The organism is Rahnella sp. PAMC25559, from assembly GCF_050632365.1.
GTDB lineage: Bacteria > Pseudomonadota > Gammaproteobacteria > Enterobacterales > Enterobacteriaceae > Rahnella > Rahnella rivi.
Genome location: NZ_CP192543.1, coordinates 3,338,995 through 3,352,889, shown reverse-complemented (window position 1 = coordinate 3,352,889; position 13,895 = coordinate 3,338,995). Strand labels below are relative to the sequence as shown.

The 13,895-nt window shown below is 55.1% G+C and carries 12 protein-coding genes; 8 read left to right on the top strand and 4 right to left on the bottom strand.

Annotated elements, in window-relative coordinates:
- Positions 1–44 precede the first annotated feature (44 nt).
- The 7 genes from ACQZQY_RS16635 (at position 45) to ACQZQY_RS16605 (ending at position 7,806) form a co-directional block, all read left to right on the top strand.
- The gene (locus ACQZQY_RS16635; protein WP_431296041.1) at positions 45–1,613 is read left to right on the top strand and encodes an ABC transporter substrate-binding protein; all 1,569 of its coding nucleotides are present in this window, start codon (positions 45–47) and stop codon (positions 1,611–1,613) included.
- Complete coding sequence (locus tag ACQZQY_RS16630; RefSeq protein WP_056770260.1) at positions 1,613–2,665, top strand: ABC transporter permease; 1,053 nt, start codon at positions 1,613–1,615, stop codon at positions 2,663–2,665. The genes ACQZQY_RS16635 and ACQZQY_RS16630 overlap by 1 nt, the downstream gene beginning before the upstream one ends.
- Before the next feature lie 9 nt (positions 2,666–2,674).
- The gene (locus ACQZQY_RS16625; protein ID WP_082465677.1) at positions 2,675–3,553 is read left to right on the top strand and encodes an ABC transporter permease; all 879 of its coding nucleotides are present in this window, start codon (positions 2,675–2,677) and stop codon (positions 3,551–3,553) included.
- Positions 3,543–4,448: an ABC transporter ATP-binding protein gene (locus tag ACQZQY_RS16620; protein WP_371414284.1), complete on the top strand. Its 906-nt coding sequence runs from the start codon at positions 3,543–3,545 to the stop codon at positions 4,446–4,448. Before ACQZQY_RS16625 ends, ACQZQY_RS16620 begins: the two co-directional genes overlap by 11 nt.
- Positions 4,441–5,118: an ABC transporter ATP-binding protein gene (locus ACQZQY_RS16615; protein WP_056770263.1), complete on the top strand. Its 678-nt coding sequence runs from the start codon at positions 4,441–4,443 to the stop codon at positions 5,116–5,118. Before ACQZQY_RS16620 ends, ACQZQY_RS16615 begins: the two co-directional genes overlap by 8 nt.
- A 103-nt stretch (positions 5,119–5,221) precedes the next feature.
- Entirely contained in the window at positions 5,222–6,799 is a 1,578-nt protein-coding gene (locus tag ACQZQY_RS16610) for an ABC transporter substrate-binding protein (protein ID WP_431296040.1), read from the top strand.
- Between the two features lie 353 nt (positions 6,800–7,152).
- The gene (locus ACQZQY_RS16605) at positions 7,153–7,806 is read left to right on the top strand and encodes a DUF998 domain-containing protein (protein ID WP_431296039.1); all 654 of its coding nucleotides are present in this window, start codon (positions 7,153–7,155) and stop codon (positions 7,804–7,806) included.
- A gap of 20 nt (positions 7,807–7,826) precedes the next feature.
- Here the strand turns inward: ACQZQY_RS16605 and dsbB are convergent, their stop codons facing one another.
- Complete coding sequence (gene dsbB / locus ACQZQY_RS16600; protein WP_136376655.1) at positions 7,827–8,357, bottom strand: disulfide bond formation protein DsbB; 531 nt, start codon at positions 8,355–8,357, stop codon at positions 7,827–7,829.
- A 182-nt stretch (positions 8,358–8,539) separates the two neighbouring features.
- Positions 8,540–10,090, bottom strand: a complete 1,551-nt coding sequence (gene nhaB / locus ACQZQY_RS16595; protein ID WP_431296038.1) for a Na(+)/H(+) antiporter NhaB — start codon at positions 10,088–10,090, stop codon at positions 8,540–8,542.
- Between the two features lie 242 nt (positions 10,091–10,332).
- Between nhaB and fadR the strand changes: the two genes are divergently transcribed.
- Positions 10,333–11,052: a fatty acid metabolism transcriptional regulator FadR gene (fadR, locus tag ACQZQY_RS16590; RefSeq protein WP_056770278.1), complete on the top strand. Its 720-nt coding sequence runs from the start codon at positions 10,333–10,335 to the stop codon at positions 11,050–11,052.
- 100 nt (positions 11,053–11,152) lie between these two features.
- Here the strand turns inward: fadR and ACQZQY_RS16585 are convergent, their stop codons facing one another.
- Together ACQZQY_RS16585 and ACQZQY_RS16580 are read right to left on the bottom strand one after the other, a co-directional pair.
- Positions 11,153–12,688: a SpoVR family protein gene (locus ACQZQY_RS16585; protein WP_421671493.1), complete on the bottom strand. Its 1,536-nt coding sequence runs from the start codon at positions 12,686–12,688 to the stop codon at positions 11,153–11,155.
- A 240-nt stretch (positions 12,689–12,928) separates the two neighbouring features.
- Positions 12,929–13,798: an alpha/beta fold hydrolase gene (locus tag ACQZQY_RS16580; protein WP_431296037.1), complete on the bottom strand. Its 870-nt coding sequence runs from the start codon at positions 13,796–13,798 to the stop codon at positions 12,929–12,931.
- Between the last annotated feature and the right edge of the window lie 97 nt (positions 13,799–13,895).

Below are 13,895 nucleotides of genomic sequence, written 5' to 3'. Positions count from 1 at the left end.
TTATTAAATAAGAGCAATTTCGCTACTTTGGAGAGTCTGTCTTGATGAAAGCTTTATTACCGTCCGTCCTGTTTACGGCTATTGCGGCTACTTTCTCTGTTCAGGCAGCCACACCGCCGGACACACTGGTGATCGCTCAGTCCATTGATGATACCTCCAGCTTCGACCCGGCTCAGGGTTTTGAGCTGACGACGGTGCAGGCTTTCAACAACATTTATCAGCGTCTGGTGCAGTCTGACCCGACCAATCCGATCGATTTAAAACCGACGCTGGCGACCTCCTGGGAAGCGGCAAAAGATAACCGCAGCCTGACGTTCACGCTGTCACCGAAAGCGACCTTTGCCAGTGGCAACCCGTTGACCGCCGATGACGTCATTTTCTCTCTGTCCCGCGTGGTGAAACTGAATCTTGAGCCGTCATTTATCCTGACGCAGCTGGGCTGGAACGACAAAAACGTCGATACCTTCCTGACCAAAATCGACGATCAGCACGTAAAAATCAGCTGGACCGCCGACGTCAGCCCGTCCTTCGTGCTGAGCCTGTTGTCTGCGCCGGTGTCTTCCATCGTGGACAGCAAACTGGTGAAAACCAATGCCGCAGGGGATGATCTGGGCCACCAGTGGCTGAGCAACCATTCCGCCGGTTCCGGTCCGTACCAGATCCGCAATTATATCCCGCATGAGGTGGTGATCCTGGCGGCTAACCCGACGTCGCCAGAAGGCGCGCCGAAGCTGAAAACCATTCTGATCAAAAACGTGCCTGATCCAGCGGCCCGCCGTCTGCTGATTGAGCAGGGCGATGCCGATATGGCGCGTAACCTCGGTTCAGACCAGATGGCCGCGCTCGAAGGGAAGAAAGGGGTGAAACCGCTGGCTATCCCTTACGCCTCGTTGTATTTCATGCAGTTCAACGCCAAAGCCTCCCCGGCGCTGGGCAACCCGGCCTTCTGGGAAGCGGCGCGTTATTTGTTCGACTACAACCACATCGCCCACGACCTGATGAAAAATCAGTTCCAGGTGCATCAGGCATTCCTGCCTGAAGGTTACCTCGGCGCCGTAAACGACACGCCATACACTTATGATCCGGCGAAGGCCAAAGCGATTCTGGCGAAGGCCGGTCTGACTAACGTCAGCTTCACGCTTTCCACCTCTAATCAGCCACCGTATCTCGACATTGCCCAGGCGTTGCAGGCCAGCTTTGCGCAGGGTGGCGTGACCGTGAAACTGGATCCGGGCCTGAGTCAGCAGATTTCCACCAAAGTGAAGTCACATGATTACGACGCGTACATGTCTTCATGGGGCCCGGATTACTTTGACCCGAACACCAACGCCTCGGCGTTTGCCTTCAACCCGGAAGACGGCAGCAAAACGCTGGCATGGCGCGCTAACTGGTCGATTCCAGCGCTGAATAAACTGACGCTGGCCGCCATCGCGGAACCGGATCAGGCCAAACGCGTGGCGGATTACCGTCAGCTGCAACTGGAAGTGCAGAAGAACTCACCGTTCGTCATCGGTCTGCAAGCCAAAAGCCTGATTGCTGTGCGTGACAACATCAAAGGGTACGTGCAGGGCATCAACCCTGACATGGTCTTCTACAGCAAGGTCACCAAGTAATGACAGACAGTTCAACACCCGCCGGATTCGTCCGGCAGGGTTGGCGCTGGTCAGGCCGTCTGCTGACCGGCGTGATTTCGCTGGCGCTGACGTTGCTCGGCCTGCTGGCGTTCACCTTTACGCTTTCCCATCTCGCGCCGATTGACCCGACGTTGCAGGTCGCAGGCGATCACGCCAGCGAAGCCACCTACGCCCAGGTGCGTCGCGATTTAGGGCTTGATCAGTCGGTGCCGGTGCAGTTCGCCCGATATCTCGATCATCTGGCGCATGGCGATATGGGGATTTCCCGCATCACCGCGCAGCCGGTTGCCAGCGATCTGATGCGCACCTTCCCGGCAACGGTGGAACTGGCGACCTGCGCCATTCTGCTCGGCGGGAGTTTTGGCATTCTGCTGGCATTACTGGCGGTGTGGAAGCCGGGAAGCTGGCTGGATAACGTGGCGCGACTGGTGTCGCTGCTTGGCTATTCCGTACCGATTTTCTGGCTGAGCCTGCTCGGCCTGTTGCTGTTTTACGCGGTGCTGCACTGGGCTGGCGGGCCGGGGCGTCTTGATGATGTGTATATGTACACCATGACGCCGCGTACCGGTTTTGTGCTGATCGATACCTGGCTTTCCGGCGACCGCGACATGTTCTACAACGCCATCAGCCATTTATGGTTGCCGGTGACGGTGCTGGCGATGCTGTCGATGGCCGGGATTACCCGTCTGCTGCGTGCCTCGATGCTCGGTGAAATGAACAAAGAGTATGTGATTCTGGCGCGGTCGAAAGGCGCGGGCAGGGTGCGCGTGCTGCTGTGCCATGTGTTTCCCAACGTGCTGGGGACGCTGATTACCGTGCTGACGCTCTCCTACGCCAGCCTGCTGGAAGGTGCGGTTCTGACCGAAACGGTGTTTGCCTGGCCGGGCGTCGGACGTTATCTGACCACGGCACTGTTCGCCGCCGATACCCCGGCAATTCTTGGCGCTACGCTGCTGATCGGCACCTGTTTCGTGCTGCTGAATGCGCTGGCTGACGCCCTTACTTATCTGCTCGATCCGCGAACCCGGTAGTGGCTGCTTATGACACAAATGATCCCCGAACAACCGACGCAGGTTGAGGCCGAGGCCGACACGCCCGTCTGGAAACCTGCGCGGCGCATTACCACACTTTCCATCGGCACGGTGCTGGTGGTGATTCTGGTGTTGACCGCGCTGCTGGCCCCCTGGCTTGCACCCTTTGACCCGAATATTCAGCACATCGAACTGCGCCTGCTGCCGCCTTCGCACGCCCACTGGCTGGGCACTGACGGTTTTGGCCGAGACCTGCTTTCGCGCGTGGTGTACGGCGCGCGTCCGACACTGCTGCTGGTTTCGCTGATCCTGCTGCTGACCATTCCGGTCGGTCTGCTGATCGGCATCAGTGCCGGTTACATCGGTGGCTGGTTTGAGCGCATTGTGATGCGCCTGACCGATATCGTGATGTCACTGCCGAGTCTGGTGATGGCGCTGGCGCTGGTCGCCATCCTCGGCCCCGGCCTGATGAACGGTGCGCTGGCGCTGGCATTTACCAGCTGGCCGCCGTTTGCACGTCAGGCGCGGGCGGAAACGCTGGCGCTGCGCCGCAGTGATTATCTGGCTGCCGCGCGTATGCAGGGCATTGGCGGTTTCCGTCTGATGTTCGGCCATATTCTGCCGTTGTGTCTGCCTAGCGCGGTAGTGCGTGCGGCACTCAGCCTGGGCGGCATCATTTTGGCGTCTGCCGGTCTGGGTTTCCTCGGCATGGGGATTCAGCCACCGACCGCCGAATGGGGCTCGATGGTGGCTGAGGGCAGTAAAGTGATTTTCGATCAGTGGTGGGTCGCCGCTGCACCGGGCGGGGCAATTCTGTTTGCCAGCCTGGCTTTCAACCTGCTGGGCGATGGCCTGCGTGACAAAATGGATCCACGACATGGCAACTGATGCGCTCTCTCTTCATCAAAAACACAATCATGCCAAAACGCTGCAAAACGACCGGCTGATTGCCAGGGATATGACCATATGGTTGCCGGGCGAACGTCCGGTAGAGCTGGTGAAATCGCTCTCCCTGAACGTCGGGCAGGAGCGTGTGGCGCTGGTCGGGGAATCCGGTTCCGGTAAATCCCTCACCGCCCGCGCGCTGATGGGCTTGCTGCCACACCCTTGTCAGATGCGCGCAACGCAGCTGACGCTGGGCGATAACGACTTGACCACGCTGAAAGAGCGCGAGTGGAGCCGTTTGCGCGGTAACCGCGTCTCGATGGTGATGCAGGATCCCAAACATGCGCTGAACCCGACGCAAAAAATCGGCAAGCAGGTGGAAGAACCGCTGCGCCTGCATACCCGTCTCGGGCGCAAAGAGCGCCAGGAAAAAGTGACGGAGATGCTCAGCGCCGTCGGCCTGCCGAATCCGGCATTTCTGCAACAGCAATATCCGCATCAGCTTTCCGGCGGCATGGGGCAGCGTGTGATGCTGGCGATTGCGCTGATCAACGATCCGCAATGGCTGATCGCTGATGAACCGACGTCGGCGCTGGATTTTGATATGCGTGAACAGGTGCTGGGGCTTATCGAGCGTTTGGTCGAGCAACGCAACATGGGGCTGATTCTGATCAGCCATGATTTACAACAGGTGGCGCACTACTGTGAGCGCGTGCTGGTGATGTACAAAGGCGAACTGCTGGACGAACTTGCGGCGGACCAGCTGGCGCACGCCACGCATCCCTACACGCAGACGCTCTGGTCGTGTCGTCCGAGTAAGTTTACTCACGGCGAACGTCTGCCGGTATTGGATCGCGAGCTTCTGGCGTCGCTGAAAAAGGAGCCTCGCCATGAGTGAAGCTATCGCTGAACTGCAACAGTTAAGCGTTTCCCACCGTATGGGGCATGAAGTGCGCACCGTGGTGCATAACGTGAATCTGACCATCAACAAAGGCGAATGCTTCGGTCTGGTGGGGCCGTCCGGTTGCGGTAAATCATCGCTGCTGTGGGTGCTGGCGGGTCTGAACGGCCAGTGGGACGGCAGCCTGACGCTGCTCGGGCAGCAGGTCAAACCCGGCAAACCGTTCACCGGCAGCCTGCGGCGCGACGTGCAGATGGTCTTTCAGGATCCGTATGCCTCGCTGCATCCGAAACATAAACTGCTGCGCACGCTGGCAGAGCCACTGAAAATCATCAAAGAGCAGGACATTGAGCAAAAAATTGCCGAAGGTTTCCGGCAGGTCGGGCTGGATCCGGCGCTGATGAAACGTTACCCGCATCAGCTTTCTGGCGGACAGCGTCAGCGCGTTGCGATTGTGCGCGCTTTATTGCTCAAACCGAAACTGCTGCTGCTTGATGAACCGACCTCCGCCCTGGATATGTCGGTGCAGGCAGAAATCCTCAACCTGCTCAACGATTTAAAATCCGCAGGGGATCTGACCATGTTGCTGGTCAGCCATGATGCCGACGTGATCGATCATATGTGTGATCGTGCGGTGCATATGGCCAAGGGATATGTTTTGAGCTAAATCTAATTTATTAAATAACAAAGCTTTTTTTGATGGTTCTTGCTCTGAGGTTGCCCGTCTACACTCGAAAAAAATGTCTTTTCATCTGTGGAGATCGACCTTAATGAAAGTACGAGTGCCTTCCCTGTTATTTTTACTCATGATGGCGGTAACCCGTGTGGATGCGGCGACGCCAGCCAATACGCTGGTGGTGGCGGGGTCGCTGGAAGGGATCATCAGTCTGGATCCGGCGGAAAGTTTTGAAACCGTCAGCTCCGGCAATCTGGTTAACCTGTATCAGCAACTGGTTGTGTCTGACCGCCAGCATCCTGACCAGCTCGATCCCGATATCGCCGCCAGCTGGCAGGCGGGGGCGGACGGGCGTAGCCTGATTTTTACCCTCAAGCCGGGACTGAAATTTTCCAGCGGCAATCCGGTCACCGCCGATGATGTGATCTATTCGTTTACCCGCGTCGTTAAACTCAATAAAAGCCCGTCGTTTATTCTCGGAGAGCTGGGATGGACGCCGGAAAATGTTGACGGCAATCTGAAAAAGCTGGCTGACGATAAAGTGCAGCTGACCTGGCCTGCGGATATCGGCAGCGGTCTGGTGCTGAGTATTCTCTCTGCACCGGTGGCGGGGATCGTCGACAGCAAATTGCTGAAAGAACACACCGATAAAGACGATTTCGGTAACAGCTGGCTGCGCTCCCGTTCGGCGGGCAGCGGCGCCTATGTAGTGCGTAACTATGTGCCGCACGAAGCGCTGATCTTTAAACGTAATCCGAACGCGAAACCGCTGGCAAGGCTTGAGAACGTACTGTTTAAAAACGTGGGCGATCCGTCCACCCGTCGTCTGCTGGTGGTCAATGGCGACGCCGATGTGGCCTATGATTTAGGTGCGGATCAGTTCAGCTCGCTGCAAAACGAGAAGGGCGTGCACGTGGCGCAGTTCCCGGCGGCGAAGGTGTTCTATCTGGCGTTTAATGTCGGTGACACCACCCAACCGGCGCTGGCGAATCCGGCACTGTGGGAAGCGGCCCGCTGGCTGGTGGATTATCAGGGGATTTCAACCGAACTGCTGAAAGGGCAATACGGCATTCATCAGACCTTCCTGCCGGACGGTCTGGCGGGGGCGATTGACGATCAGCCGTTTAAATATGACGTGGCAAAAGCCAAAGCGATTCTCAGTAAGGGCGGAATTGCGCCGGGGACTAAAATCGATTTGATCGTCATTAATCAGCCACCGTATTCCGATATTGCTCAGGCGTTGCAGGCCAGTTTTGCCAAAGCCGATATCAATCTTGTGGTGCATCCGCTGGTGGAAAGCGATGTGCTGACCCGCATGCGGGCGCATAAATTCCAGTCAATCTTCACCTACTGGGGCGCGGATTATCTCGATCCGAACACCAACGCCAGCACCTTCGCTTATAACGTGCCCAACGGGCCAAAAACCCTGGCGCAGCGCATTCAGTGGGTGATCCCGGAAATCAGTAAACAGACGCGTGCGGCAGCGGCAGAGTCCGACCCGACCAAACGTAAAGCGCTCTATGCAGATTTACAGCGCGAGTTGCAACGCAGTTCACCGTTTGTTGTGGCGCTACAGAGTAAATTGCTGGTGGCAATCCGCGATAACGTGAAGGGCGCAAGCCAGAATGTGGCGGGTAGCCAGTTGTATCTCGATTCGATTACGAAAGAGTAATTTTGACAGTAATACAGGTATCACCGACGTTGCACTTTTTATCAACGCTGCACATCAGCAGGGAATTTGTTGATTAAATGTCGATAAAGTGTGCAAGAAGTAAAGCTGTGATCTTGCAGCTTGTAGTCAAAGCACTGACAAATCAGGTGTTTGTGAATTTACAGTGAGTTGGCATAGAAGCTGCATTATTTATTCCACAGGGTTCACCCCACGGAAGGCTGATCAAAGTTATCAAAAAGGCGTCCGTTAGCGTTCAGGAAAACTGAGCGCTAACTGGACGCTTTTTTTTGCTCCGCGGGCAACTGCCTGAACTTACGCTAGAATCACAGCATCAGGTCAGAAAGAAGGTGCGGATGCAGACACTCACAGGGTGGCAAAAAGGCGGGGCGCTCTGCCTGGCGCTGGGCGGATTGCAGTATGTCGTGGCGGAGAAAATCAGTGCGCTGGCGTGGCGCGCACCTGACTATTCTTATCGTCAGAATTACATCAGTGATTTGGGGATCGCATCGTGCGGTATGACGGCGGACGGACGCGACATTTGCTCCCCGCTTCATGGCCTGATGAACAGCGGATTTGCGCTGGAAGGCATTTTATTTTTCATCGCCTGCTGGCTGTTAAAGGCAGTGTTTCATGAAAAGGGGCAGGCGCTGTTTCTGTTTTTCGGGCTGCTGCACGGCCTGGGCGGCGTGCTCATCGCACTCTTTCACAGCGGCGGTGGTACCGGCGGCGTGACGCTGCATCAGACGGGCGCCGTGCTGGCGATCGCTGGCGGAAATGTCTGCCTGCTTAGCGCTGGGTGGATGAAGCGCGGTATTTCAGGGTGGAAGATATTTTCGGCGCTGAGTCTGCTGTCCGGCTGCATTGGCCTCATCAGCATGATGACGATTTCGCTGAACGTACTGCCAACCGGCATGATTGAACGCCTGTCGGTTTACACCATCACCGCATGGCAGGTGTGCACCGGTTTATGGTTGCTCAGACGAAAAAAAGCGCCCGCAGGCGCTTAATTCAGAACGGTATTTGCAGATTAACGGCCAAACAAATCGCGGCGTTTCGGCTTCACAAACTGAGCCAGCAGCACCAGCACACCGATAATCATAAATACGCTGAACACCACGACCAGCCACTGTGGCATGCCAAGTGTCAGGAATTCCCACTGCTTTTCTGCACAGTCACCGGTGGCAACGAACATGCCAGGGAACCATTTGTCCAGAGGCAGCCAGGTCGGGAAGCGCGCGGCGAAATCACAGGTGGCAAACGGAGAGGGGTGCAGCTGGATCATGGTGTGTTCCCATGACAGGCGGATCCCTTCGTAAGCACTGTATAACCAAATCAGAATACCGGCGTAACGCAACCAGGTAGCAGGCGCGATGGCACCCACCAGACCGGCACCGAGAATACCCAGCAAAGCACAACGCTCGTAAATACACATCACGCATGGTTGAAGCAACATGACGTGTTGGAAATAGAGCGCAACCAGCTCAAGGATCAGCGCGGTCAGTGCCATCAGAAGCCAGGCACCGCGTCCCTGTGAGCAGCGGTTAAGATATTGCAACATAGAAATTTTTTCCCTGCAGTTAGCTACTGAGACGCAGTGTAAACCAATTGCTTCCCGCTGCCAGCCTGTCTGCATGAAAATTAGGTAAATAATTGCGTGAATTCGGAGAATTCGACTTTTAATTTCGGTAATTTCCTCCACGGCATACGCATCAGAAATTACCGGGTCTTGCACCTGCGCTATCAGGCCAGCGAAATCCACCCCATCTGCGTGTACCACTCCGTCATTCCCGGCAGCAGGTACTGCACGCACAGCAGGCCGACCAGCGTCATCACCACCGTATAAGGCAGCGCCATCCACACCATTCTTCCGTAAGAGAGACGGATCAGTGGCGCAAGCGCAGACGTCAGCAGGAACAAAAATGCCGCCTGGCCGTTAGGCGTCGCCACCGACGGCAGATTGGTGCCGGTGTTGATCGCCACCGCCAGCAGCTCGAACTGTTGCAGGCTGACAGCGCCGCTTTCCAGCGCAGCTTTGGCTTCGTTAATGTAAACCGTGCCGACGAACACGTTATCCGACACCGACGACAGCAGGCCATTAAAGAGATAGAACAATGACAGCTGGTTCGACGGGGCAGCCTGAAGAACGAAATGAATGATCGGGCTGAAGAGGTGCTGCTCGATGATCACGGCGACCACGGCAAAGAAGACGGTCAGCAAGGCGGTAAACGGCAGCGATTCCTGGAAGGCTTTACCGATGGCATGTTCATCGGTCACGCCGCAGAACGCGGTGGCGAAGATGATCACCGAAAGCCCGATCAGGCCGACTTCAGCAAGATGAAATGCCAGCGCGGCAATCAGCCAGACGCCGATCAGCGCCTGCACGGCCAGCCTGATTTGCTCCTGTTTTGTCATGTTTTCGCTGTTTTTCTGGTCGAACTTTTTCAGGACTTCAAAGACCGGCTGCGGCAGTTGCGCGCCATAACCAAACCAGCGGAAACGCTCGACCAGCGCGCAGACAATAAACCCGCAGATAAACACCGGTACGCTGACCGGCGACATCCTGATCAGGAAGTCGGCAAACTGCCAGCCTGCGCTTTTGGCGATGATCAGGTTTTGCGGTTCCCCCACCATGGTCATGACGCCGCCGAGCGCGGTGCCGACACCGGCATGCATCATCAGGCTGCGCAGAAAGGCGCGGAACTGCTCAAGGATTGCCTGACGCTGCGTGTTCCCGGTAAAGGCGCTGTCGTCGCTGATCCCGGCGTCTTCAGGCTGGTTCGAGGCAACGTTGTGGTAAATGGAATAGAACCCGACCGACACGCTGATCACCACGGCGATCACCGTCAGCGCATCCAGGAAGGCGGAAAGAAACGCTGCGACAAAACAAAACGCCAGGGAAAGCGCGATTTTATTGCGCAGGTTCAACAGCAGCTTGGTGAAGACGTACAGCAGCAGTTGCTTCATGAAGTAGATCCCGGCCACCATGAAAATCAGCAGCAGGATCACTTCCAGATTGGCAGAGATCTCCTCACGGATGCGCTCTGCGCTGGTCATGCCGATCATCACCGCTTCAATAGCCAGTAAACCGCCGGGCTGTAACGGGTAACATTTCAGCGCCATGCCCAGCGTGAAAATAAATTCCACCACCAGTAACCAGCCCGCCAGAAAGGGGCTGACCAGGAAGAAAACCAGCGGATTGACAATCAGAAAGACCAAAATAGTGATTTTGTACCAACCGGGAGACTGGCCCAGAAAGTTTTTTATAAACGCGCGCGTGAAGGTGGTTTCCATATTTCCCCAAAGGCTCCTGTTATTATCATTTATATTTCAAATGGTTAATCAAATAGCATCATAATTAATTTAGCAATGACGGGGCAGACAGCGGCAATAAGTGATTCAAAAATTTAAATTTATGCCAACCCCTGCACAGTTTCCACATTGCCTGTCACTGCGGCCTATAACCGGGGATTTTCATCTGGTATGATGAGCTCAACTTTACCCCCAATAAATGCCCCAAACGGAACGACAAACACATGGTTATTAAGGCACAAAGTCCTGCCGGTTTTGCCGAAGAGTATATCATCGAAAGCATCTGGAATAGTCGGTTCCCGCCCGGTTCAATCTTACCGGCTGAAAGAGAACTTTCAGAACTCATTGGGGTAACCCGAACGACCTTACGTGAAGTGTTACAGCGTCTTTCCCGCGACGGCTGGCTGACCATTCAGCACGGTAAGCCGACGAAAGTGAACAACTTCTGGGAAACCTCCGGCCTGAATATTCTTGAAACGCTGGCGCGTCTGGATCACGACAGTGTTCCGCAGCTGATCGACAATCTTCTTTCCGTGCGTACCAATATCGCGACAATTTTCATCCGCAAAGCGATGCGCACTAACCCGGAAGAGACGCAGAAAGTGCTGGCTACGGCCGAGGTGGTTGAAGATCAGGCCGAAGCCTTTACCGTGCTGGATTACGACATTTTCCGCGGCCTGGCGTTTGCGTCCGGCAATCCGATTTACGGTCTGATCATCAACGGATTGCGCGGTTTGTACACGCGCGTCGGGCGTTATTACTTCTCCAATCCTGAAGCCCGTAAACTGGCTATCGCGTTCTACAAGAAATTGTCAGACATCTGCCACGAAAAAAGTTACGAGCAGATTGTGGATTGCGTCCGCAATTATGGCCGTCAGAGCGGTGAAATCTGGCACAGTATGCAAGGCACCATGCCGGGTGATCTTACCGATCAAAAGAAGTAAAAACTCAGTCCGTCAGGTCTGAACAGTAAAATGAGAAAAGGGCGCTTAGCGCCCTTTTTTAATGCCTGAACAGACTCTTTTCATCGCAGATGTTCGCCCGTCAGAGCGGTGCAGGGCGCGGCGGGCAACGCTCCAGCAGTTCGACGCTGCCGTCGGCGTTGAGTTGCTCGATAAACACATCGAAGCCCCAGAGACGATGAACGTGCTTCATCACTTCGCGGCGGCTTTTATCCAGCGGCGCACGATCCTGCGGGATATAACGCAGCGTCAGCGAACGGTCCCCGCGCAAATCGACGTTCCACACCTGAATGTTAGGTTCATGATTGCTCAGATTATATTGCGCTGATAACTCCTGACGGATAGCGCGGTAGCCTTCTTCATTGTGGATCGCCGCGATTTCCAGATAGTTATTGTGATCGTCATCGAGCACGGTAAACAGGCGGAAATCACGCATCACTTTCGGCGACAGGAACTGACTGATGAAACTCTCATCTTTAAAATCACGCATCGCGAAATGCAGCGTGGTCAGCCAGTCCGATCCGGCAATGTCCGGGAACCAGTAATGATCTTCTTCGGTCGGTTCCTGACAGATGCGCTTGATGTCCTGGAACATCGCAAAGCCCAGCGCATAAGGGTTGATCCCGCTGTAATACGGGCTGTTATAAGGCGGCTGGTATACCACGTTGGTGTGGCTGTGCAGGAATTCCAGGATGAAACGGTCAGAGACTTTCCCCTCGTCATACAGATGATTGAGGATGGTGTAATGCCAGAAAGTCGCCCAGCCTTCATTCATCACCTGAGTCTGTTTCTGCGGATAGAAATACTGACTGATTTTGCGCACGATGCGTAAAATCTCGCGCTGCCACGGCTCCAGCAACGGGGCATTTTTTTCCATGAAATACAGCAGGTTTTCCTGCGGTTCGGAAGGGAAACGGCGCGCCTGTTCCGGTGCATCGATGGCGTCTTTGCGCGGAAGGGTTTTCCACAGCGTATTCACCTGGCTTTGCAGATATTCCTCGCGGCTTTTTTGTCGCGCCAGCTCTTCCTGCAGCGAGATTTTTTGCGGACGTTTATAGCGGTCAACGCCATAATTCATCAGCGCGTGGCAGGAATCGAGCAACCGCTCCACTTCATCAGTACCGTAACGCTCCTCACACTCACTGATGTAGCGTTTGGCGAACAGCAGATAATCGACGATGGAACTGGCGTCGGTCCAGCTTTTAAACAGGTAGTTATTTTTAAAGAAAGAGTTATGCCCGTAGCAGGCATGAGCCATCACCAACGCCTGCATCGTAATGGTATTTTCTTCCATCAGATAGGCGATGCAGGGATTGGAATTGATGACAATCTCATACGCCAGACCTTGCTGGCCGTGTTTGTAGAGTTGCTCGGTTTCGATGAATTTTTTGCCGAACGACCAGTGTGTGTAGTTGATGGGCATGCCGATGCTGGAGTAGGCATCCATCATCTGTTCGGAGGTGATGATTTCGATTTGATGGGGATAGGTGTCCAGCCGGTAAGACTTCGCTACCCGATCAATCTCAGCGAGATAGGTTTGCAACAAATCAAACGTCCAGTCCGGTCCATCGCTAAGACGTTTGTCCTCAGTATTTTTCTTTTGGGTCACTGTCGTCATAAGCCGCACCCTCATTCAGTTATGGACGCTACAGAGTGTTTGATTCACAACCTTTTCTTAAGATTTCGCACGTCCATTAATAATCGTAGCTCAATCTGATTTTGCTGCCTGATAAACACCAGAAATCCATTCCTCTGCCATTCTATATCCCCCGGTCTGCGCGCTGTCAACGTGCGGGTTGCCGGATAAAAAAACGCCCTGCGGGCAGGGCGGGGGTGGCGTTCAGGGGCGGCGGGGGGGTTAACTGCGGATAAACGCCAGCAGATCCTGATTGATTTCCTCTTTGTGCGTGCTGCACAGGCCATGCGATGCGCCCGCATAGACTTTACTTTTGCCGTCTGGCAGAAGTTTCAGCGCGGCTTCGCTGGAGGACACCGGCGGCACGATTTGATCGTCGTCGCCGTAAATGACCAGCGTCGGGATGGTCATCTTTTTCAGATCTTCGCGCTGGTCGGTTTCCGAAAACGCTTTCACACAGTCATACAGGGATTTGATGGACCCCTGCATTCCCTGAAGCCAGAAACTTTCGCGCAGCCCTTCGGACACAACGGCACCAGGACGGTTGAAACCATAAAATGCGTCGGGCAGATCGCGGAAGAACTGAGAGCGGTCTTTCTGCACACCGTCGCGGATGCCGTCAAAAACGGAAAGGGGTAAACCGTCAGGGTTAAAATCCGTTTTGATCATGATCGGCGGCACTGCTGCGATCAGCACCGCTTTTGCCACGCGCGAGGTGCCGTGACGGCCAATGTAGCGGGCGACTTCACCGCCGCCGGTAGAGTGCCCGACGTGCACCGCATCTTTCAGATCCAGGTGCGCGGTTAACTCGGCCATATCATCGCCGTATTGATCCATGGTGTTGCCGTCCCACGACTGCGAGGAGCGGCCATGCCCGCGGCGGTCTGCTGCAATCACGCGATATCCATTGTTGGCCAGAAACAGCATCTGATCTTCGAAGGCGTCTGAGGTCAGGGGCCAACCGTGGCTGAACACCACCGGCTGCCCGCTTCCCCAGTCTTTGTAAAACAACTGCGTACCATCTTTAAGTGTCAGAAAGTTTGAATTATTCACACATCGTCCCCTCAGGCTGGATGAAAAGTTGCTCGACATGAACCGATCGAAGTGTAGGAGATTTTTTCGCCCGTGGCCGGAAAAATGATCTGCAGCAAATTTTAGCGGGGTGATAAACGCCACAGGCGTCTGCCCT